Origin of the sequence: Enterococcus sp. BWT-B8 (genome assembly GCF_020567625.1) — a bacterium.
In the GTDB taxonomy this organism is placed as follows: Bacteria; Bacillota; Bacilli; order Lactobacillales; family Enterococcaceae; genus Enterococcus_L.
Genome location: NZ_JAJDJV010000014.1, coordinates 1 through 22063, shown reverse-complemented (window position 1 = coordinate 22063; position 22063 = coordinate 1). Strand labels below are relative to the sequence as shown.

Here is a 22063-nt window from a genome sequence, read left to right as displayed (position 1 = left end):
AGGAAGCGAAAGAATAAAAGACAGGCTATAGTTCATCCATCAAATGCCTTCTAAAAGCAAATAAGAAAGAACCGTAAGGATTTCTGAAGTGCGCCTCTTTAGTTAGACCAAAAAATCTAGCTCAGGGGCGCACTGTATTTCTGTTCTCTTTTTCTTAGTAATAAAACACAAAATTTTACGGGAAAATATTCCCTTCTTTTTCTTTTATCGTCTATAATAGTAAAGAGCGGGAGTTGACTAAAATGATGGAAAAAAGAAGTATAACTGATGGAAAAAACTGGATTGAAGCGGCACAGTCGATCACTTTCTTAACGGGAGCAGGAGTGTCCACAGCGTCAGGAATTCCTGATTATCGCTCGTTAAAAGGCGTGTATCAGGGATTGGAGCGGCCGGAATATTTGCTTAGCCGAACCTGTCTGCTGAAAGAACCGGAAAAATTTTATCACTTTGTCAAGAAGCTTTATCATCCGAAAGCAAAGCCAAATGTTATTCATCAGGTGATCGCTGATTTGGAAAAGTCGAAAAACTGCTGGACAGTTTCCCAGAATATTGACGGTCTTCATCAAAGAGCCGGGAGTGAAAACAGAATTGATTTTCATGGAAGCTTATATTGCTGTTCCTGCGAAAAATGTTGTCAGGAGGTTGATGTTGCCGCATATTTAAATAGTGACCGACATGATCATTGTGGTGGACAGCTTCGTCCGGATATTGTTTTGTATGAAGAGGGATTTGAAGAACAGATAATAGAGCATGCTGTTGAAGCAGTGGCACAAGCTGAATTGATTGTAATTGTCGGAACAACTTTTCAGGTTCATCCCTTCTGCGACTTGATTTTTTATGCTCAACCCACAGCGAAAATAATGGTTGTCAATCAACAACCGGTTCCAATTCAAAAACAAGCATATTATATAGAAACAGATGCTGTTGAACTATTTAAACAAATTACTGCGAAGGAATGATGGTCAGTGGAGACTTTTAAGACGGAAAAACAAAAAATGATCGATGGAGAATTATATTTTGCTTCAGACCCTGAATTAGTGGCAGGTCGAAAACATGCGAGAGAACAAATGAAGCTGATTAATAATGAAGCAGATCGACAAATTAGAAGGCAGCTGGTAGAAGAGTCATTTGGTTCTACAGGGAGCAATGCTCATATCGAACCCGAGATAAGTTTTGACTATGGCTACAATATCCATGTAGGGAAGAACTTTTACGCCAACTTTAATAGTATATTTTTGGATATATGTCCAATTACAATTGGAGATAACTGCATGTTTGGCCCAAATGTTCAGTTGTATACTGCTTCGCATCCATTAAATCCGGTAAAACGAAACAGCGGATTGGAGTTTGGTAAACCGATTACAATTGGAGATAATGTCTGGCTGGGCGGCGGTGTGATTATCATTCCAGGCGTGACTTTGGGGGATAATGTCGTGGTTGCTGCAGGTTCAGTTGTAACGGAATCTGTCCCGGATAACTATGTAGTTGGAGGAAATCCTGCAAGATTTATCAAGTCTGTTGAGGATGAACCTGCTTCAGAATCAGATGATTTAGACAGCCAAAGAGAAAAAATTGATTTGATTGACCGAAAAATTATTGCTCTTTTAGAACAAAGAATGGATGCTGTTACAGAAATTGCAGCGATTAAAAAGAGCCGTGGTCAAAAAGTATTCGATCCTTCAAGAGAAGAAAAAATTCTGGAAAAAGCTGCTTCTTACGCTAAAAATGAAGCGTACAGAGAGGCCTTAAAAGATACTTATCAGGGAATCATGGATGTTTCCAAAAAATATCAAAAAGACCAGATAGATAAGTAATAAATGAGGTGAAAATATGGAGGGGACAAAACGACGGACAGAGATTTTAGAAGTACTGAAGGAAGCTGAAAAGCCGGTCAGTGCGAGCAAATTAGCTGGAAAGTTCGTAGTCAGCCGTCAAATTATTGTAGGAGATGTAGCTTTGCTGCGTGCTTCAGGACATGAGATCATCGCAACTGCACGAGGATATATGTTGGAGAAAGAAGAACGGGGATTTTCAGCAAAGATTGTCTGTCAGCATCGGCCGGATCAGACGGAAGAAGAATTATCCTGTATCGTAGAGCTGGGCGGCGAGATTCTTGATGTTATTGTGGAGCACCCAATCTATGGCGAGCTGACCGGAAATTTAAGAATCAGTTCAGAAAGCGAGGTACAGCGTTTTATTAATACACTTAAGCACAGCCGCGCTGCACTTCTGTCAGAACTGACTGGCGGACTTCATTTGCATACAATCCGTTGCAGGGATCAGCAACATTTGGAGATAATCAAACAAGCATTGCTTGAGAAAAAAATTCTTTATCAGAATTAATTTTGTCCAAACTTAAGAAACTGTCATTTAGCTTCTGAGCTTTTTGTCAGTTTTTTTCGTTACTGTTTTAAGGTCCTATATACAAGATGAATGCGTAATATATTTCGAAATAATTCGTTTTGATGATTCTACTGTACTTTTCAAGTTGATCTATTATAATTGTAAGCGTAAACATAAAAAGAAAGGCGGTAATTTTTTGAGTAATTCAACAGATTTTTTTGGAGTTGTGGATGCAAGTTATCAATTGTATATTGATGGAGAATGGACTGCCGGATCAGGAAATAAGAAAAAGACCAGTTATAATCCAAGTAATGGAGAGGCATTGGCAGAATTTATTGATGCAGTCCATGAAGATGTAGACAGAGCGGTTGAAGCGGCTCAAAAAGCATTTATCACTTGGAAGGATGTTGACGTAGTTACCAGAAGTAATATGCTGCTAAAAATTGCTGATTTAATTGATGAAAATGCAGATCGCCTGGCTATGGTTGAAACCTTGGATAACGGCAAACCAATCAGAGAAACGTTAAGTATCGATGTTCCGCTGAGCTCAGATCATTTCCGCTATTTTGCTGGTGTGATTCGCTCAGAGGAAGGAACTTTAAAGGAATTTGATAAAGATACTCTTTCTTTAGTTATTAAAGAACCTATAGGTGTTGTTGGTCAGATTATCCCTTGGAATTTTCCGTTACTAATGGGAGCGTGGAAGCTGGCTCCTGCACTGGCAGCTGGAAATACAGTCGTTATTCACCCTTCTTCAGCAACCTCACTGAGCTTACTGGAGTTATTCAAAATTTTTGATCAGGTTCTTCCTAAAGGTGTCGTGAATTTAATCACAGGTAAAGGCTCTGACTCAGGAAACTATATGCTGGAGCATGAAGGCTTTGACAAGCTGGCATTTACAGGCTCAACGGAAGTCGGTTATACAGTGGCGAAAGCGGCTGCTAAGCGTTTAATTCCTGCTACACTGGAGCTGGGTGGAAAGTCAGCAAATATTATTTTTGATGATGCAAACTGGGAAAGAGCATTGGAAGGCGCACAGATGGGTATTTTATTTAATCAGGGTCAGGTTTGTTGTGCAGGTTCCAGAATTTTTATTCAGGAAGGGATTTATGATCGTTTTCTTGCAGAGCTGAAAATAAAATTTGAAGAGATAAAAGTTGGATTGCCTTGGGAAAAAGATACTCAAATGGGTGCACAGGTGAATGAACGGCAACTGGAAGGTATTCTGAAATATGTGGATATTGGAATTAAAGAAGGTGCCAGACTTGTTACGGGCGGAGCCCGTGTAACTAAAAATGGTCTGGATAAAGGAGCTTTTCTAGCGCCGACTCTTCTGGCAGATGCATCAAATGCAATGTGTATTGCACAAGAAGAGATATTTGGTCCGGTTGCCACAGTGATTAAATTTAAAACAGAAGAAGAAGTGATTGAAATGGCTAATCGTTCTGAATACGGTTTGGGGGGAGCTGTCTATTCCCAAAATATTAACACTGCTTTAAGAGTAGCTAAAGGAGTTAGGACAGGCAGGATGTGGATCAATACCTATAATCAGTTGCCGGCAGGTGCACCGTTCGGAGGGTATAAAAAATCGGGAATTGGCAGAGAGACACACAAGTCAATGCTGGATGCTTATACTCAAATGAAAAATATTTACATTGTAACTAAAGAAGGAACAGATGGATTGTATTAGTACAATTGTGTGCGGCAAAATGGAGTGAAATTTTTAAATAATTACAAAAAGTATCTATCCAAACAGGAGGGTGTGATAAAGCTTCTGCAACACTGTTTATTCGGCTCTAGGGGACTCAGACATACTAATGTCACAGTCCCCCTGTTTGTTTGCAAAAAGAACCGTACATCAGCCTTGTTCATCTGATGCACAGTTCCCAATATTTTTTGATATTTTCTTTTGCAGTAATCCGTCTTTTATTTTTCCTCAGCTTCAAACTTTTCAAATGCAGAATTAATCACTTCTTTAAGTGCCGAAGCAGAAGCATTCATTCGGTCTTTTTCGGAATCCGACAGCGGAATTTCGATAACCTGTTTGACGCCCTGACGATTGATGACTGCAGGAGCTCCGATAAAAATATCTTTTTGATCATATTCGCCATCCAGATAGACTGACAACGGGAAGACAGAATTTTCATCATCCAATATTGCTTTTGTGATTCGGGCGAGAGCAACTGCAATTCCATAGAATGTCGCACCTTTTTTATCAATAATGGAGTAAGCTGCATCACGTACGTTGAAGAATAAATTAACCATTGCTTCTTCGTCTACCTCAGGATTGTTTTTGATCCATTCATAAATCTGCAGACCGGCAACATTTGCATGTGACCAGACTGGAAATTCAGTATCACCGTGTTCGCCCAGAATATAGGCATGGACGTTACGTGCATCAACCTCTACCAATTCAGCAATTGCCTGACGGAAACGGGCAGAGTCAAGGGAAGTTCCAGAACCAATCACGCGTTCTTTAGGAAATCCTGAGAACTTCCATGTAGAGTATGTCAAGATATCAACAGGATTGGCTGCGACTAAAAAGATTCCGTTAAATCCTGAGTCAACGATTTGAGTGACAATTTCTTTATTTATTTTTAAATTTTTATGAACCAGATCAATCCTTGTTTCACCAGGCTTTTGTGGAGCACCAGCTGTCAGTACAACAAGATCTGCATCGTGACAGTCTTCATAAGAGGCAGCATAAATTTTCTTGGGAGAAGTAAAGGCAAGGGCGTGAGAAAGATCCATTGCATCTCCTTCAGTCTTTTTCGTGTTGATATCAATGATACCAACTTCCTGAGCAATATTTTGAGTAACTAGAGCAAAAGCATAACTGGAGCCAACAGCACCGTCACCCACTAAAATTACCTTTTGATGATCTTTTTTTTCTGCAGCTGCGTTCATGTGTACCATTCCCTTCTTAGGTTTCTTTGCTACAAAAATAGTATCATTACCTGTGCTTTTTGTCACGTGATTACGCTCAAAATTAGTACAGTTTTTTTACCTGTTATAAATGGTAACTCTTTCATGTTCGATAGTTCACTATTCTTGCTTATTACACTGTTCTAAGGTTTCAAACTGTAAATTATTGAATTTTTAATCTTTAAAATATTAGGAACAGCTGATATTGTGTTATACTGTGAAGATAGAATCTGGGCAGTTAATTGACTGCTCGGGTATTTTGTGTTGGACAATTGCTTCTTGAGAATATTATTAGCACAGTTTTGGAAAAATAGTAAACATGAAGCAGTTTTCGGACATAAAAGATTCAATGAGTTTTATGACAGCAGTTAATGATTCACTGAATAAAGAGATTAAAGGGGAGTCTGTAATGAAAATGATCGTTGGATTGGGAAATCCAGGAAGTAAATATCAGGAAACGAAGCATAATATAGGATTTATTACAGTGGATGAAATTGCTTATCGGCAAGGGGCTGTGTTTAAAAAGTCTCAGTTTGAGGCGGACATTGCAGAGTTCTTTATAGGAACAGAAAAGATCATGCTGGTGAAGCCGCTGACATTTATGAATGAATCCGGTCGTTCAGTGGGACCGTTAATGACTTATTATGGTGTGGAGGATCATGAACTTATCGTAATCTATGATGATCTTGACTTGGAGATTGGCAAGATTCGCCTGAGAGAAAAAGGCGGAGCAGGCGGACATAACGGAATGAAAAGCCTCATCTCACATTTGGGGACAAATGTATTTCCAAGAATTAAAGTAGGAATTGGTCGACCGGCAGGAAATGAAACAGTTGTTCAATATGTGCTGAGTAAATTTCCTAAAGCAGTCCATGAGGATATTCTGCTGGCAGTTAAAAGAGCAGCGGATGCTGCCCTTTTTGCATGCGAAGGGCATACTTTTATAGATACGATGAATCAATTTAATGGGAAATAACAGGAGGTGGTTAGCCAGATGAATATTATTGAACGAATTAGTGAAAGCAGTATTGTTCAAGAGTGGGTTAAAAAACTTACTGGAAATCACCGACAACTGATTACGGGACTTTCCGGCTCTGCGAAAACGCTGGTCATGACCAGCGGCTATCAATATAAAAAGAAGAAAATGATGGTGGCTGTACCCAATCTATACTATGCAAATCAGCTAGTAGAAGACTTGAGAAATGTTCTTTCTGATGATGAAGTCCATCTGTTTCCTGTTGACGAGGTTTTGTCAGCAGAAATGGCCTTTTCTTCGCCAGAAGCCAGGACCGACCGCATTGAAGCACTGAATTTTTTACTTTCTGACAAAACAGGGATTATAGTCGTACCTGCAGCGGGGTTAAGAAAATTTCTTCCTGAAAAAGAAACATGGAGACAGGGACAGCTTCACTGGAAAATTGGTACAGAGGTTGAGTTGGATAAGCTGGCACAAAAACTGGTTCTAATGGGTTACGAAAGACAGTCCTTAGTAGGGAAGCCGGGAGAATTCAGTATCAGAGGGAGTATTGTTGATGTTTATCCCCTTAATTCACAGTATCCGGTAAGAGCAGAGCTGTTTGATGTGGAAATAGATTCTTTACGTTATTTTGAAGCAGATACGCAACGTTCAATTGAAGTAATTGATTCAGTGGATCTATCTCCCGTGACGGATACAGTTTTTTCAGATGAAGATCTGTCGTCTGGAATTGTTCGGTTACAGGATTTACTGGAAAAACGGTTGTCTGTGACTAAGGAAGAAACAGATAAAGTGTTTCTGGAAGAATACTTTGGTCAGATTATTACTTCATGGGAAGAGGGCATTCCTACGGAAAATGCCCGTTACTATGCTGATATTCTGTATAAAGGACCGACAACTATCTTGGATTACCTGCCTGAGGACAGTCTTCTGGTTGTGGATGATTATGCCCGCATCTTGGAAACTGAAAGAGAAATTGCGCGTGAAGAAGCCGAATGGCATGTCCTAAAGCTGGAAGAGAAGCGTGTTTTTTCTGAACAAACTTTTGGTATGGGGATTCATGATCAGTTGAGAAAGCAGCGTTTTGCGGCAACATTCTTTTCTCTTTTCCAAAAAGGAATGGGAAATCTTCGTTTTCAGGAGATACACAATTTTCAATATCGGTCCATGCAGCAGTTTTTTGGTCAGATGCCATTATTGAAGGCCGAAATGGACCGTTGGAAAAAACAGGATCAAACAGTTTTAGTGTTCGTACCGACGAAGGAGAGAGCTCAGAAAGTTGAAAGTCTGTTCAGAGATTTTGATATATCCAGTGTGGCAGTTGCCGAAAATCAGCTTTTAGAAGGAAGAATTCAGCTGGTTCCCGGAGAGTTGCAGACAGGCTTTGAATTGCCTTCAGAAAAATTAGTCGTGATAACAGAAAAAGAGATTTTTCATACAGTCACCAAAAAGAAAACCCGGCGTCAGACCATTTCAAATGCTGAACGTTTGAAAAGCTACAGTGATTTGAAAAAGGGAGATTACGTGGTTCATGTGAATCATGGGATTGGTAAATATATAGGCATGGAAACACTGGAAGTTGATGGTGTTCATCAGGACTATATCACTATTCTGTATAAAAATGATGACAAGCTTTTTATTCCCGTCACTCAGCTGAATTTAATTCAGAAATTTGTTGCTGCAGAATCTAAAACACCGAAAATCAACAAGCTTGGCGGAAGCGAATGGACAAAAACGAAAAGTAAAGTTTCTGCGAAAATTGAAGATATTGCAGATGATCTGATTCAATTATACGCTGCCCGGGATTCTGAAAAAGGCTTTGCGTTTCCTCCAGATGACGGCTATCAAAAAGAATTCGAGAATGCCTTTCCTTATTCAGAAACGGAAGATCAACTTCGCAGTTCTGCTGAAATCAAGCATGATATGGAAAAGAGCCGACCAATGGATCGCCTGCTGGTAGGTGACGTTGGTTTTGGTAAAACAGAAGTTGCGCTGCGTGCAGCTTTCAAAGCCATTTCAGCTGGAAAACAGGTGGCATTTCTTGTTCCGACAACCATTTTAGCTCAGCAGCACTATGAAACGATTCAGGACCGATTTGAAGGGTTTCCTGTAGAGGTTGGTTTATTGAGCCGGTTTAGAACAAAAAAGCAGCAAAATGAAACAACCCAGCAGTTACAAAAAGGTCAGGTAGATATCGTAGTGGGAACTCATCGTCTTTTATCAAAGGATATTGTGTTTGGCGATCTGGGACTTTTGATTATAGATGAAGAGCAGCGGTTTGGGGTTAAGCATAAGGAACGGCTGAAGCAGCTGCGGTCCCAGGTGGATGTTCTGACTCTGACAGCTACACCGATTCCAAGAACCCTGCATATGTCGATGCTTGGCGTAAGAGATCTGTCTGTGATTGAAACACCGCCTGAAAACCGATATCCGATTCAAACCTATGTAATGGAAAATAATCTTGGTGCTATTCGTGAAGCGATTGAGCGGGAGCTGGCCAGAGACGGTCAGATTTTCTATTTATATAATCGAGTGGACACAATTGAGAAAAAAGTGGAAGAGCTTCAGGCGCTGGTCCCACAAGCCCGAATTGCCTATGCTCATGGTCAGATGACTGAAATTCAGCTTGAGAACACACTCTTTGATTTCATTGAGCGGCAGTATGATATTTTAGTAACAACAACTATTATTGAAACAGGTGTAGACATTCCAAATGCGAATACATTATTTGTTGAAAATGCTGATTATATGGGATTGTCAACGTTATATCAATTGCGCGGCCGTGTTGGGCGGAGTAATCGTGTCGCCTATGCATATTTCATGTATGAGCAGCAGAAAATTTTGAATGAAGTCAGTGAAAAACGATTGGAAGCTATTAAAGACTTCACTGAACTGGGGTCCGGTTTTAAAATAGCGATGCGGGATTTATCTATCCGTGGAGCCGGCAACCTTTTAGGGGCTCAGCAGCATGGCTTTATTGATTCAGTTGGATTCGACATGTATTCTCAAATGCTGGAGGATGCTGTTGCCCGCAAGCAAGGGAAGAAAGTTCTGGATCAGAAAACATCAGTTGAGATAGACTTGGGAATTGATGCGTATCTTCCAAATGAGTATATTTCAGATGAACGGCAGAAAATTGAAATTTATAAACGTATCCGTCAGCTGGAGAATAAAGAGATGTACGAAGAGCTGGAAGCAGATCTTTTGGATCGATTTGGCGAATACCCAGATGAGGTTGCCTATCTTCTGATGACAGGCCTGATAAAAATGGATGGAGACAGGGCCCTACTTGAAACAATCCGTAAGAACCAGCAGGTAATCAAATTTACGCTGAGTAAAGTTGGGACAAAAACATACACTGTTGAGCAAATATTTGAAGTTTTGGCGGTTACTTCTCTAAAAGCCGATTTGGCTGTGGATAATGAAAAAATGACGATACGGCTGCAACTGTACAATGGAATGAAAGCAGCTGCCTGGCTTCAGGAAGTTTCAGCTTTTGTTTCAGCTTTGCGACAGGAAAAATATAAACAGAAAACGAGTTTGTAGTAAAAAGAGACGGGAGGAATCGAAATGGCGCACAAGGAAATTCGTTTAATGCTTCAGGGGGCACTGGTAATGACTATAGCCTCTTTCATAGCCAAATTACTGAGCGCTGTTTATCGAGTTCCTTTTCAGAATCTGGTTGGGGATGAAGGCTTTTATGTTTATCAGCAGGTTTATCCGATTTATGGTATTGCCATGACACTTGCGTTGTCGGGCCTGCCCCAGTTTATTTCAAAAATCGTTGCAGAGCAGGAAACAACCAGTGAAAAAAAACTGGTCCTGCAGCGACTGTTTCCGTTTGTTTCAGCAGTCGGTCTGGGCTGCGTCCTCTTTTTCTTTTTTGGAAGCAGCTGGCTGGCCTATCTAATGGGAGATATCCAACTGGCTTCTCTTATTCAGGTTGTTTCGATCACTTTTCTGCTGGTTCCTGTTTTGTCTTTTTACAGGGGGAACTTTCAGGGACATCTGCTGATGACACCAAGTGCGGTCTCTCAGGTACTTGAACAAGTGATTCGTGTAGGTGTAATTCTGCTGGCCGCCGGCTTCTTTAAATCATTTCGCTGGAATGTCTATCAAACCGGCACAATGGCAATGGGCGGGGCAGTATTGGGCGGAGCTGCAGCAGTTTTCAGTCTGTGGTATTATGATCGGAAAATACAGCCTGCAAGCTCAAATTATTTTATTCACTGGAAAATAGATAAAGAAGGCAGACAGTTGTTTCATCGATTGTTTATTGAGGGTGGACTTGTTTCTTTATACAGCGCTTTTTTGATTGTTTTTCAGCTGGTTGATTCATTTTTTATTAAGAATGCTTTAGTTTTATCGGGAATGACCGATAAAGCCGCTAAAATAGACAAAGGGATTTATGACAGAGGTCAGCCTTTAGTTCAGCTGGGACTTGTAGTTGCTCTTGCACTTAGCTCTACATTTCTTCCTGCGCTCACAAAATATTTTATTGGTAAAAAAGATAAGCAGTTTAATGAAGCAGCAAAAATGTTTTTGAGATTGACAACTACAGTGGCTTCGGCGGCTTCAGCAGGACTTCTAATGCTGCTTCCCTATATAAATTTTGCTTTATTTAAAGATTATAAGGGAAACGGTGTACTGGGTCTTTATGTATTTGCCATTGCTTTTATGGCAATTATTCAGGCTTATCAGAGTATTTTACAAAGTAAAAATAATTTTAAAATCTCTTTTCTGGCAGCTTCTGCCGGGATATTGGTAAAGCTTCTGCTGACCAGTATTATGACTCAGAGATTTGGAACAGTTGGTTCAAGTCTTTCAACCATTTTTGCTTTACTTGTTACTCAGGGGGTATTGATGAAAATGTCAGACAGGAAGTTGAATCAATTCTGGCAGGAACGAAACTTTTTAAGAAAGCTATTGACTGGCCTTGGGATAATGGTTATAGTCTTATTGATTTACCAAGGAGTACTCGGACTGATTTTTGGGATTACAGCGCATAGAGGGCTGGCGCTGATCTTTGCATTAATTGGTGTCGGGCTTGGTCTGACAACATTTTTCTTTGTAATTATACAATTACGACTGTTTACAGTCAGAGAATGGCTGATGGTACCATTTGGTAAGAAAGTTTTAAGAATGAAAAAGAGGTGAGCCTATGCGTTTAGATAAATTTTTAAAAGTCTCTAGAATTATTAAGAGAAGATCTGTTGCTAAGGAAGTTGCGGATAAGGGGAGAATTCAGATCAATGGAATTCTTGCAAAATCTTCCAGCAATGTCAAGCTGGGAGACGTTATCAAAATTCGATTTGGGAATAAGCTGTTGGAATTCTCGGTAAAAGAGCTGCATGATTCAACTAAAAAAGAAGATGCACAGAAAATGTATGAAATTATTTCTGAAACAAGAGTTGAAAATTCTGAAGATTAAGATTAGACAACCTTTGAAGATGTTGGTATAATAAAGCGGACATACAAAAGTGAGTGGAGCGAAAGAAATGGGAAGAAATAAAAAAGAATCAAATAACATTGCTGCACTGAATAATGAATATACCAAGGAACAATATGCGGAGTTTCAGAAACAGCAAAAAAAATTGATTTTTAAACGTCGTCGGCTCGCAGTCATCTTTTTTATCGCAATCGTTGTTTTTTCCATATCCGGCATTGAACTGCTTAAGGATTATCAGAAACTGCATTCTTTTGAAAAGCAAAAGGAAGAAGTTGTTGCTGAATCGTCGGAAGTGGATAAAAAATTAAGGCGATTGGAAGAAGACGTAGCCTTGTTGAAGGATCCTAATTATGTCGCAAAACTGGCAAGAAGTCGTTACTACATGTACAAAGAAGGGGAACAGATTTACCATGTTCCTGATTTTGGCTCGGCAATCAGTACAGATAAAGAAACCACTACCGCCACTACTACAACAGAAAGCAGTCAAACACAGTCGCAATCATCCGACGAATAATTGGATGCTGACTGAATATATATATTTAATTACTAGGGTAAAAATAGGAGGAACACATTTTTTATGTCAATCGAAGTAGGAGCAAAGCTGTCTGGAAAAGTGTCAGGAATTACAAATTTTGGGGCCTTCATTGATTTAGGTGAAGGAAAAACTGGTTTAGTCCATATCAGTGAAGTATCGAATGGTTTTGTAAAAGATATCAACGATATTTTATCTGTAGGAGATGAAGTAACAGTAAAGGTTACTTCTGTAGGAGATGATGGTAAGGTAGGTTTATCTATCCGTAAAGCGCAGGATAATCCGGAAGCGCCTAAAAGCAATTTCCAACGTCGTAACAACAGCTCTCAGGATAATCGCAGCAGCCAGCAGGATAATCGCGACAGAGGTCATCACTCGGCGCCCAAAAAACAGTTTAATAAACCAGTGAACAATCATTCTAATAGCGGACAGGATTTTGATTCATTAATGAGTTCCTTTTTAAAAGATAGTGACGATCGCTTATCTTCGCTGCGCAGAAATACAGAGGGCAAGCGAGGCGGACGAGGCGGACGCCGAAATTAATTGAAGTGTGAGGTTATGACATATCTTCATTTGTCTAGAGCTGCCAACGTTTTTCAAATATAGAAGCGTTTGTATCGAAAATCGGGCAATGTAAGACTCGTAGATTTAGTGTAGGAACATCTAGCGAGATTGCCAGACCTGCTTACCCAACAGTAAGTTAACAGGACGGTATGCGAAGCTCTGATGGGGACTGTGACATTAATATGTCTGATATTAGGTTTCTAGGGGATGTGACTTTTTTGTCGCACCCCCTTTTCTTTGCTTTTGGGATGTTTTAAACACCAGAAAATCTTTTATTTGCTTTGAAAGCAGAAGGTCCTTCAATTTTTGGGGGAAAAATGAATAAAGTAATGAAGGTATACTAGAGCGTGAATGAAAAGCTAGTGGAATTCAAATTTTCCAGTGATTTTTGTTGAAGTCAAGGAAGAAAACACAGCTTATGTGGTTCATAAGCGAGTATTTATGACGATGGATTCTATAAAAAACATCAAAATATTCATCGCTTGAGTTTTTAGATATACCCTAGATAAGTAAATCGGATTTTTGTCGTTGGAAAAGGGGAAACAGCTTTCGTTATAGGGGTTGATGAATGGGGAGGAGAAACACGTGCTGGAAAAATTTTATCAGGAAGTAAAGCAATTAGACTGCTGGCATCCCGAAGAGCGGATTTTGCTTGCAGTTTCCGGCGGCGTTGACTCTATGATTTTATTGTATGCGATGATGAAAGTATCTGAAATGTCAGGCTGTACAATCGGTGTGGCTCATCTCAATCATAACTTGCGACCGGAATCTAAAAAAGAATCGACCTATATAGAAGAGTTCTGTACAGAACATCAACTCCCTTTCTATTTGGAAGTATGGCAGGAAGAAATACCTGAAAATAATCAGGAGGCAAGATACAGAGAGTTTCGCTATAATTTTTTTAGAAAGCTTATGGCTCAATATAATTATACGACAATCATGACTGCACATCATGCAGATGATCAGGCGGAAACTATTTTGATGAAGTGGGTTCGCGGCAGTCGATTAGTGAATTTAGCCGGAATAAAAAAAGTTCAGGCATTTGGGACTGGCAAATTAGTTCGACCTTTTTTGATTTTTTCTAAAGAAGAGCTGAAAGTATTCGCAAACGAACAGAATATTGTGTATTTTGAAGATAGTTCCAATCAATCAGAGGTCTATTTCAGAAATAGAATACGACATCGTGTTATCCCCTATTTGAAAGAAGAAAACCCCAATTTCCTTAAACATGTTGAAACATTCAGCACACAAGTCTCAATGGCTGATGAATTAATTAATGGGATCATGGAAAAGAAGTATAAACAATGGGTAAGTAAAAATAATTTTGGCTGGGAAGTTGATTTGACGGAGCTGAAAAAAGAAAGCAGCGGTATGAAATATTTCTTTTTGCAGTATCTGCTGCAACAGACATTGATCCGGCAAAATATTGAAATGAATCAAGATCAGCTTGAGTTTATACTAAGCAGTCTGGACAGCAGCAATCCTCAACAAAGAATTTTTCTGAAAAAAGGCTGGTACTTTATAAAAGAATACAATATCGGTTATTTAACGAAAGAAACCATAAGCTCTTCGTTTGTCACACATATTTTAGAAAAGAATCAGGGGCTGTTTTTATCTGAAAATGAATGGATTGGGCTGGAAAGTTCTGAGACAAAGCTGACTGTTCCGGAAAAGGTTCGAGAATGGAAACCGCTGGAGAGACTTCTTTCTTCCGAAGTGATACTGCCATTAAAAATCAGGCATAGGGAAGACGGTGACAGAATCGCATTGTCTGAAACCCTGACAAAACGTTTAAACCGGATATTTATTGATAAAAAAGTGACAAATTCATTAAGAGAAAATGCATGGGTCGTTTTGACTGCCGATGAAGAGGTCATTTGGGTACCTAATTTTGCGAATTCTTATTTGAGTATTCCTAAAGAAACTGATAAAATACACTACAGACTCCTTTATCGGACAAAGGAGTAAAGTTGAGAGGAGAGCGTCATGCTAGACAAAGATATTAAAAGCGTTTTGATTACAAAAGAACAGATTATTGAGAAAACAGCTGAGCTGGGGAAAAGGTTGACTGAAGACTACAAAGATAAAAGTCCATTGGTTGTTGGGATATTAAAAGGTGCAGTTCCTTTTCTTGCTGATGTTATTCGCGAAATCGATACCAATTTGGAAATGGATTTTATGGATGTGTCAAGTTATGGCAATGCCGCTGTTTCTTCCGGTGAGGTAAAAATCATCAAAGATTTGGATACAAATGTAGAGGGACGTCATATCTTAATTGTAGAAGATATCATTGACAGTGGACGTACGCTGGCTTATCTGGTTGACTTGTTCAAGTACAGGAAAGCAGCTTCCGTGAAAATTGTCACATTTCTTGATAAACCAGAGGGCCGTGTCGTAGACATCGAGGCAGACTACGTTGGATTTAACATTCCAAATGAATTTGTAGTAGGCTACGGTCTGGATTATGCAGAGGCTTATCGGAACCTGCCATATGTTGGGGTATTAAAGCCAGAGGTGTATGAAACAAAATAATATCTCTCCTTGAAATAGTTATGTTACAATATAAAGGTCAGAATTGATAAAATAAAAATGTGAATAATTTCTAAAAGACAGGCTAGGTGGACAGATATGAATAAAAAAGGGAACGGCATGAAAAACGGGCTCTACTATGTATTAGTCATTTTAGCGATGATCATGGTTGGGAGCTTTATTTTTGGAAATAACAGCTCGCAATCTCCTGATATCGAGTTTTCTACTTTTAATGAACAATTACAAGATGGAAATATTAAGGAAATGACTATTCAACCAACAAACGGAGTATTTAAAATTGTTGGTGAATACAGGAAAGAACAAAAAGTAGAAAATCAAACAGGTTTGTCATTCTGGGGAACTACTGAGACGACAACCAAAAACTTTTCTACAATTGTACTTCCAAGTGATACAACATTAACAGAAATTCAGAATGCAGCTCAGGAAAATGATGTTACGCTGAGTGTTAAAGAACAATCAACCAGTGGAACTTGGATCTCACTTATTTTCAGCTTCCTTCCTCTGATTTTGCTGTTCTTCATGTTTTACATGATGATGGGACAGCAAGGCGGTGGTGGCGGTGGCGGCGGCCGAGTAATGAATTTCGGAAAATCCAAAGCCAAAGAAGCAGATAAATCTGCGAACCGTGTACGTTTTACAGATGTTGCCGGTGCAGAGGAAGAGAAACAGGAACTTGTTGAAGTGGTTGAATTCTTGAAGGATCCGCGACGATTTGTCGAACTGGGTGCGCGTATCCCAGCCGGTGTATTGCTGGAAGGACCTCCGGGAACTGGTAAAACCTTACTTGCAAAAGCAGTTGCAGGTGAAGCTGGTGTACCATTCTACTCAATCTCAGGTTCTGAATTTGTGGAAATGTTTGTCGGTGTCGGAGCAAGCCGTGTTCGTGATTTATTTGAAACGGCGAAGAAAAATGCACCTGCCATCATTTTCATTGATGAAATTGACGCGGTAGGTCGTCAACGTGGTGCCGGTATGGGCGGCGGACATGACGAGCGAGAACAGACCTTGAATCAGCTGCTGGTTGAAATGGATGGTTTTGATGGTAATGAGGGTGTTATCGTTATTGCTGCAACAAACCGTTCAGATGTACTCGATCAGGCGTTGCTTCGTCCTGGACGTTTTGACCGTCAGATTTTAGTGGGGCGCCCGGATGTTAAAGGTCGTGAAGCAATTTTGCGAGTCCATGCACGAAACAAACCATTATCAGATGATGTAGACTTGAAAGTAGTAGCGCAACAAACTCCTGGCTTTGCCGGAGCCGATTTGGAAAATGTTCTGAATGAAGCTGCTTTAGTTGCTGCAAGAAGAAATAAAAAGAAAATTGATGCTTCTGATATTGATGAAGCAGAAGATCGTGTAATTGCCGGACCAGCTAAGAAGGATCGGGTAATCAACAAAAGAGAACGTGAAATGGTTGCCTACCATGAAGCTGGACATACTATTGTCGGATTGGTATTAAGCCGTGCTCGTGTTGTACACAAGGTAACGATTATTCCTAGAGGCCGCGCCGGCGGGTATATGATTGCTCTGCCAAAAGAAGATCAGTTCCTTATGACAAAAGAAGATATGTTTGAACAACTGGTAGGATTACTGGGTGGACGAACTGCAGAAGAAATTGTCTTTGGGGTTCAGTCTACAGGTGCTTCCAATGACTTTGAGCAGGCAACTGCGTTGGCCCGCAGCATGGTGACTGAATATGGAATGAGTGATAAATTAGGACCTGTTCAATATGAAGGAAATCATCAAGTATTTGTTGGACGTGACTATGGACAAACGAAAGCTTACTCAGAGCAGGTAGCCTTCGAAATAGATCAGGAAGTACGTAAGCTCTTGATGGACGCACATGCGAAAGCACGTGAAATTATTGAAACTCACCGGGACACACACAAGCTGATTGCAGAAAAACTTCTGGAATTTGAAACACTGAATGCGAAAGCAATCAAATCATTGTTTGAAACTGGTGAAATGCCTGCCGGAAAAACTTCTGACTTCCCTAGTGAAAAGGCACAAACATTTGAAGAAGCAAAACGTGCTTTGGAAGAAAAGGATGCAGAAAAACAGGCAGAAGAAAAACAAAGCTTTGATAAAACCAAAGAGGAGCTTCAATCTGAGCAAGAAGAAGTGAAAACTGATTCTGAAGAGACAGAAAAAAAAGTTCAACTCGATAAAAAAGACGATGATGATCCTAATGGAGATTCAACTTCTGACTACAATCGGGAAAAGTTTGAAGACCGTTACAAATAATTAAATGAAACAACCGACAGCTGCAGAGAAACTACTCTGCAGCTGTTTTACGTTTTAGCCCAGTTGACATTGCTTTTAGGAGCTAACAGATCTGAGCTTAAAATGGTGTGCAAAAAAGAATGTTTTCAAAATTTTATTATAAATACTTGAACAGCAAGAAAAGTTCATTTATATCTAAGGGTAAAGAGAAAGTCAAAATTATTTAGTTGAAAAAAAGCGGGTTTCCTAGTATTATCTGATAATGAGTCAAAAAGCACCGAAAGAAGAGGGAATGAAAAATGGAAGATTATTTAGTGAAAGCACTTTGCTATAAAGGATCGATTCGCGCGTATGGAATATGCGCTACTAATACAATTGCAGAAGCTCAAAAAAGACATGATGCATGGAGTACTTCAACTGCAGCTCTTGGCAGAACAATGGTTGGTGCGTTGCTGCTAGGTGCAACATTAAAAGGTGAAGACAAACTAACAGTGAAGGTTCAGGGGAATGGTCCGGCCGGTGCAATTATTGTTGACAGTAATGGAAGCGGTGATGTCAAAGGTTATATAAAGAATCCGCATGTCAGTCTTCCGTTAAACGAAAATGGAAAAATAGACGTTCGGGGAGCAGTTGGTACAGAAGGCATCTTCACTGTTATCAAAGATTTGGGATTAAAAGAGACATTTTCCGGGCAGACACCTATTGTTTCAGGAGAAATTGGTGAAGATTTTACCTACTTCATGGCTGTTTCTGAACAGATTCCTTCAGCAATAGGATTAAGTGTGTTGGTAGAGGCAGATGAAACAGTTAAAGCGGCTGGCGGGTTCATGATTCAGGTGATGCCGGGGGCTGATGAAAAAACGATAGATTTTATTGAACAGCGATTGAAAGAAGTTCCGATGGTCTCACGTTTATTAGATGAAGGAGAAGCGCCGGAACAAATTTTAGAACGTCTGCTTGGTGAAGGAGAAGTAGATATACTGGAAAAAATGCCTGTTCAGTTTAAGTGTGACTGTTCAAAAGAAAAATTCGGCACGGCAATTATTGCTGTAGGATTGGATGAAATAAATGCAATGATCGAAGAAGATCATGGGGCAGAGGCTGTTTGTCAGTTTTGCGGAAACAACTATCAGTACAGTGAAGAAGACTTGATGAAACTTAGAGATGAAGCAATTAAAAATACCCAAAGAAATTAGGAGGAATTGATTGATGTGGAAAATAGGTAATGTAGAGATTCCCAATCGCGTGGTAGTTGCTCCAATGGCTGGTATTTCAAATGCTGCATTTCGGGTAACAGTGAAAGAATTTGGTGCAGGGCTGGTTGTCTGCGAAATGATCAGTGATAAAGGCATCCATTTTAGAAATAAAAAGACATTGGATATGCTGTATATTGACGAGCGGGAACATCCGTTAAGCCTGCAAATATTTGGTGGGGATAAGGATACTCTAGTTGAAGCAGCTCAATTTGTACAAGAGAATACAGAAGCAGATATTATCGATATTAATATGGGCTGCCCGGTAAACAAAGTGATTAAAGCAGAAGCCGGAGCAAAGTGGCTGCTGGATCCAAATAAAGTTTACGAGATGGTTCATGCTGTAGCATCATCTGTTGATTTACCAGTTACTGTAAAAATGAGGATCGGGTGGGATGACGAGCACGTTTTTGCTGTAGATAATGCTTTGGCAGCAGAAAAGGGCGGAGCATCAGCGATTGCCATGCATGGTCGAACACGTATACAGATGTATGAAGGACAGGCAGATTGGGATATTTTGAAAGAAGTAAAAAGCCAACTTACCATCCCTTTTATGGGAAATGGAGATGTACGCACCCCGGAAGATGCAAAACGTATGTTGGATTATGTGGGTGCAGATGGCGTTATGATCGGAAGAGCTGCGTTAGGCAATCCATGGATGATTCATCGGACACAGCATTATTTGGAGACCGGAGAACTTATCCCTGAACCAACTGCTTTTGAAAAAGTTGAAACAGCAAAAATACATCTTCAAAGGCTTGTAGACCTAAAAGGTGAATCTGTCGCAGCCAGAGAATTTCGTCAACATGCCTCTTATTATCTAAAAGGAATTCCAAGAGCGGCAAAAGTAAAAGCAGCAATTAATCAGGCTGATACTCAAAAAGAAATCGTGGAGCTAATGGATCAGTTTGTAGAGAAGTCAACCAGCAACAAAATAGAAGAAGCCATCTAGGCTTTATATGAAAGCTCTAGCGGCGACTCTTTCCAAAAATATTAACTGAGCGGACTCCCATTAATGGAATGAATTTTTTCGCATTCACTTAATCAGCATTGCGCATATCATGATTCATCCCCTATAAGCAAAAAAGGAAAAGCTTCAGCTATCTATTTCCAAAACACCTGTACTATTTCGTCAAAAACGGGAAGCTTCTATACAATTATTTGTTGAAAGTTGATAACAACTCCCTATTTTCCTAGTTACTAAAAGTTCCTACACCGACAGAAAATCCCTGTATCTACGAGTCTCACAATGTTCGATTCCCGATACAAACATGTCTATTGGGAAATGCATGGGCAACTCGATTCCTCAATAGCTTTTAGCTAGGTCCTAAAATAAATAATTTCAAGCCGAATAGCAATATTCGGCTTGCTTTTTTTAGAATTACTATGGCATTATTAGTGTATGTTTATTTTAAGAATGGAGGAAGAAAAGTGTCTGAAGAACAACAATCACAAGTCGCAGATTTGAATGACCAAATGTTGGTGCGGCGTGAAAAGATGGAAAAACTGCGTGAAGAAGGAATTGATCCATTCGGTAAACGTTTTGACCGTACACATAATTCTGCAGAATTGCACGAATCTTTTGATGAGCAGACAAAAGAAGAGTTGAATGAAAAAGAGCTGTCAGCGAGCGTTGCCGGCCGTATGATGACAAAACGAGGAAAAGGAAAAGCTGGGTTTGCTCACCTGCAGGATCGTGAGGGGCAAATTCAAATATATGTACGCAAAGATCAAGTCGGCGATGAAGCATACGAGCTTTTTAAACACGCAGATTTGGGTGACTTTTTTGGAGTCACCGGTCAAATTATGAAAACAGACACAGGAGAAGTGACAGTCAAAGCAAAAACAATTGAGCTTTTAACTAAAGCATTACGTCCTCTTCCTGATAAATATCATGGACTGACAAATATTGAGCAGAGGTATCGCCAGCGTTATCTTGATTTAATCAGTAATAAAGAAAGCTTTGACCGATTCATGAAACGCAGTCAGATTATCAGTGAAATTCGCAGATATTTGGATGGACAAGGATATGTTGAAGTTGAAACACCAGTGCTTCATAATGAAGCCGGCGGAGCAACTGCTCGACCATTTATTACACACCATAATGCTTTGGATATGGATTTATATTTACGAATCGCACTGGAGCTGCATTTAAAACGATTAATTGTAGGCGGCATGGAAAAAGTTTATGAAATTGGTCGTGTCTTCCGTAATGAAGGAATAGATACGACACATAATCCGGAATTTACAATGCTGGAAGCTTATACTGCTTATACAGATTTTAATGACGTAATGGATTTGACGGAAGGAATTATCCGTAATGCGGCTGAAAAAGTGTTGAAAACCACAACTATCAGTTATGATGGAAAACAAATTGACCTAGGCAGTGAGTTCAAACGTCTGCATATGGTGGATGCAATTAAAGAGCAGACAGGTGTTGATTTTTGGAAAGAAATGACTATAGAGGAAGCTCGTGCATTGGCTGAAGAACATAATGTGGAAATAAATGAAAATATGGCAGTAGGCCATATCTTAAACGAATTCTTTGAGACCTATGCAGAGGAAACACTGCAGCAGCCGACATTTATTTATGGTCATCCGGTAGAAGTATCTCCTCTGGCGAAAAAGAATCCTGAAGATGGTCGCTTTACAGACCGCTTTGAACTCTTTATTGTAGGTAAAGAGTTTGCAAACGCATTTACAGAGCTAAATGACCCAATTGATCAAAGAGAACGATTTGAAGGTCAGGAAAAAGAGCGGGAGCAGGGGAATGATGAAGCACACGGTGTGGATGAAGACTTTATTGAAGCTCTGGAGTATGGACTCCCGCCAACAGGAGGTTTGGGAATCGGTATTGACCGGCTTGTTATGCTGCTGACTGATGCACAGTCAATTAGAGACGTACTGCTATTCCCGACGATGAGATAAAATAGAATCAACCAAATGCTGAAAGCTTCTTTGAGCATTTGGTTGATTTTCTATTTATCAGAAGAGAAGAAAGAAAAATTAGATAGTTAAAGTACGTGCGCATTAAGACCGAAATCGGAACGAAAGAATAACTACTTCAAGTTGAAAGTGTATCAAATGCGAACATTAGGTGAACAAAATAGGATAATGATCGGCAATGAAAAAAAGTTGTAAAAAATGACATATTTTGATTGACCTGAGCGAAGAAACTTGATATATTATTACTTGTCGCAAGACAGGACAACCTCTTTTGAAGCACTGGATAGAATAACAGTGGGAAG

The 22063-nt window shown here is 39.8% G+C and carries 17 protein-coding genes; 16 read left to right on the top strand and 1 reads right to left on the bottom strand.

What is annotated here, in order from left to right:
• Positions 1-245 precede the first annotated feature (245 nt).
• The 4 genes from LI951_RS12510 to LI951_RS12495 all read left to right on the top strand — a co-directional run bounded on the left by LI951_RS12510 (position 246) and on the right by LI951_RS12495 (position 4033).
• Positions 246-959: an NAD-dependent protein deacylase gene (locus LI951_RS12510; RefSeq protein WP_229442445.1), complete on the top strand. Its 714-nt coding sequence runs from the start codon at positions 246-248 to the stop codon at positions 957-959.
• A 6-nt stretch (positions 960-965) separates the two neighbouring features.
• Positions 966-1814: a chorismate mutase gene (locus LI951_RS12505; RefSeq protein WP_229442396.1), complete on the top strand. Its 849-nt coding sequence runs from the start codon at positions 966-968 to the stop codon at positions 1812-1814.
• A gap of 16 nt (positions 1815-1830) precedes the next feature.
• Positions 1831-2343: a transcription repressor NadR gene (locus LI951_RS12500; RefSeq protein WP_202068821.1), complete on the top strand. Its 513-nt coding sequence runs from the start codon at positions 1831-1833 to the stop codon at positions 2341-2343.
• A 196-nt stretch (positions 2344-2539) separates the two neighbouring features.
• On the top strand, positions 2540-4033 hold the full coding sequence (locus LI951_RS12495; protein WP_202068819.1) for an aldehyde dehydrogenase family protein: 1494 nt from the start codon (positions 2540-2542) through the stop codon (positions 4031-4033).
• 236 nt (positions 4034-4269) lie between these two features.
• On the opposite strand, the gene LI951_RS12490 is transcribed toward LI951_RS12495, so the two are convergent.
• Complete coding sequence (locus tag LI951_RS12490; RefSeq protein WP_229442444.1) at positions 4270-5250, bottom strand: L-lactate dehydrogenase; 981 nt, start codon at positions 5248-5250, stop codon at positions 4270-4272.
• A 427-nt stretch (positions 5251-5677) separates the two neighbouring features.
• Between LI951_RS12490 and pth the strand changes: the two genes are divergently transcribed.
• The 12 genes from pth (at position 5678) to lysS (ending at position 21743) form a co-directional block, all read left to right on the top strand.
• On the top strand, positions 5678-6244 hold the full coding sequence (gene pth / locus LI951_RS12485; protein WP_229442395.1) for an aminoacyl-tRNA hydrolase: 567 nt from the start codon (positions 5678-5680) through the stop codon (positions 6242-6244).
• Positions 6245-6262: 18 nt separating this feature from the next.
• Complete coding sequence (mfd, locus tag LI951_RS12480) at positions 6263-9790, top strand: transcription-repair coupling factor (RefSeq protein WP_229442394.1); 3528 nt, start codon at positions 6263-6265, stop codon at positions 9788-9790.
• Between the two features lie 24 nt (positions 9791-9814).
• A complete protein-coding gene (locus LI951_RS12475; protein ID WP_229442393.1) occupies positions 9815-11401 on the top strand; it encodes a putative polysaccharide biosynthesis protein in 1587 nt (528 codons plus the stop codon).
• Between the two features lie 4 nt (positions 11402-11405).
• The gene (locus LI951_RS12470) at positions 11406-11675 is read left to right on the top strand and encodes an RNA-binding S4 domain-containing protein (protein WP_202068816.1); all 270 of its coding nucleotides are present in this window, start codon (positions 11406-11408) and stop codon (positions 11673-11675) included.
• A 67-nt stretch (positions 11676-11742) separates the two neighbouring features.
• Positions 11743-12207 (top strand): FtsB family cell division protein, encoded by a 465-nt coding sequence (locus LI951_RS12465; RefSeq protein ID WP_202068815.1) that lies wholly within the window; start codon positions 11743-11745, stop codon positions 12205-12207.
• Between the two features lie 63 nt (positions 12208-12270).
• Positions 12271-12768, top strand: a complete 498-nt coding sequence (locus LI951_RS12460; protein WP_202068814.1) for a S1 domain-containing RNA-binding protein — start codon at positions 12271-12273, stop codon at positions 12766-12768.
• A 606-nt stretch (positions 12769-13374) separates the two neighbouring features.
• Complete coding sequence (gene tilS / locus LI951_RS12455) at positions 13375-14757, top strand: tRNA lysidine(34) synthetase TilS (RefSeq protein WP_229442392.1); 1383 nt, start codon at positions 13375-13377, stop codon at positions 14755-14757.
• An 18-nt stretch (positions 14758-14775) separates the two neighbouring features.
• Positions 14776-15321 (top strand): hypoxanthine phosphoribosyltransferase, encoded by a 546-nt coding sequence (hpt, locus tag LI951_RS12450; RefSeq protein ID WP_229442391.1) that lies wholly within the window; start codon positions 14776-14778, stop codon positions 15319-15321.
• A gap of 96 nt (positions 15322-15417) precedes the next feature.
• Positions 15418-17583 (top strand): ATP-dependent zinc metalloprotease FtsH, encoded by a 2166-nt coding sequence (gene ftsH / locus LI951_RS12445; protein WP_202068809.1) that lies wholly within the window; start codon positions 15418-15420, stop codon positions 17581-17583.
• Between the two features lie 278 nt (positions 17584-17861).
• On the top strand, positions 17862-18758 hold the full coding sequence (gene hslO, locus LI951_RS12440; RefSeq protein ID WP_202068807.1) for an Hsp33 family molecular chaperone HslO: 897 nt from the start codon (positions 17862-17864) through the stop codon (positions 18756-18758).
• A 13-nt stretch (positions 18759-18771) separates the two neighbouring features.
• Positions 18772-19767, top strand: coding sequence for a tRNA dihydrouridine synthase DusB (dusB, locus tag LI951_RS12435; protein WP_229442390.1), 996 nt, complete (start codon positions 18772-18774; stop codon positions 19765-19767).
• A gap of 479 nt (positions 19768-20246) precedes the next feature.
• The gene (lysS, locus tag LI951_RS12430) at positions 20247-21743 is read left to right on the top strand and encodes a lysine--tRNA ligase (protein WP_229442389.1); all 1497 of its coding nucleotides are present in this window, start codon (positions 20247-20249) and stop codon (positions 21741-21743) included.
• Positions 21744-22063 lie beyond the last annotated feature (320 nt).

Coding starts and splice junctions, on each gene's coding strand:
- LI951_RS12500 (WP_202068821.1), top strand. CDS start 1,831: ATGGAGGGGACAAAACGACGGACAGAGATTTTAGAAGTACTGAAGGAA.
- hslO (WP_202068807.1), top strand. CDS start 17,862: ATGGAAGATTATTTAGTGAAAGCACTTTGCTATAAAGGATCGATTCGC.
- LI951_RS12465 (WP_202068815.1), top strand. CDS start 11,743: ATGGGAAGAAATAAAAAAGAATCAAATAACATTGCTGCACTGAATAAT.
- LI951_RS12510 (WP_229442445.1), top strand. CDS start 246: ATGGAAAAAAGAAGTATAACTGATGGAAAAAACTGGATTGAAGCGGCA.
- dusB (WP_229442390.1), top strand. CDS start 18,772: ATGTGGAAAATAGGTAATGTAGAGATTCCCAATCGCGTGGTAGTTGCT.
- pth (WP_229442395.1), top strand. CDS start 5,678: ATGAAAATGATCGTTGGATTGGGAAATCCAGGAAGTAAATATCAGGAA.
- LI951_RS12490 (WP_229442444.1), bottom strand. CDS start 5,250: ATGAACGCAGCTGCAGAAAAAAAAGATCATCAAAAGGTAATTTTAGTG.
- LI951_RS12475 (WP_229442393.1), top strand. CDS start 9,815: ATGGCGCACAAGGAAATTCGTTTAATGCTTCAGGGGGCACTGGTAATG.
- hpt (WP_229442391.1), top strand. CDS start 14,776: ATGCTAGACAAAGATATTAAAAGCGTTTTGATTACAAAAGAACAGATT.
- LI951_RS12470 (WP_202068816.1), top strand. CDS start 11,406: ATGCGTTTAGATAAATTTTTAAAAGTCTCTAGAATTATTAAGAGAAGA.
- LI951_RS12460 (WP_202068814.1), top strand. CDS start 12,271: ATGTCAATCGAAGTAGGAGCAAAGCTGTCTGGAAAAGTGTCAGGAATT.
- ftsH (WP_202068809.1), top strand. CDS start 15,418: ATGAATAAAAAAGGGAACGGCATGAAAAACGGGCTCTACTATGTATTA.
- mfd (WP_229442394.1), top strand. CDS start 6,263: ATGAATATTATTGAACGAATTAGTGAAAGCAGTATTGTTCAAGAGTGG.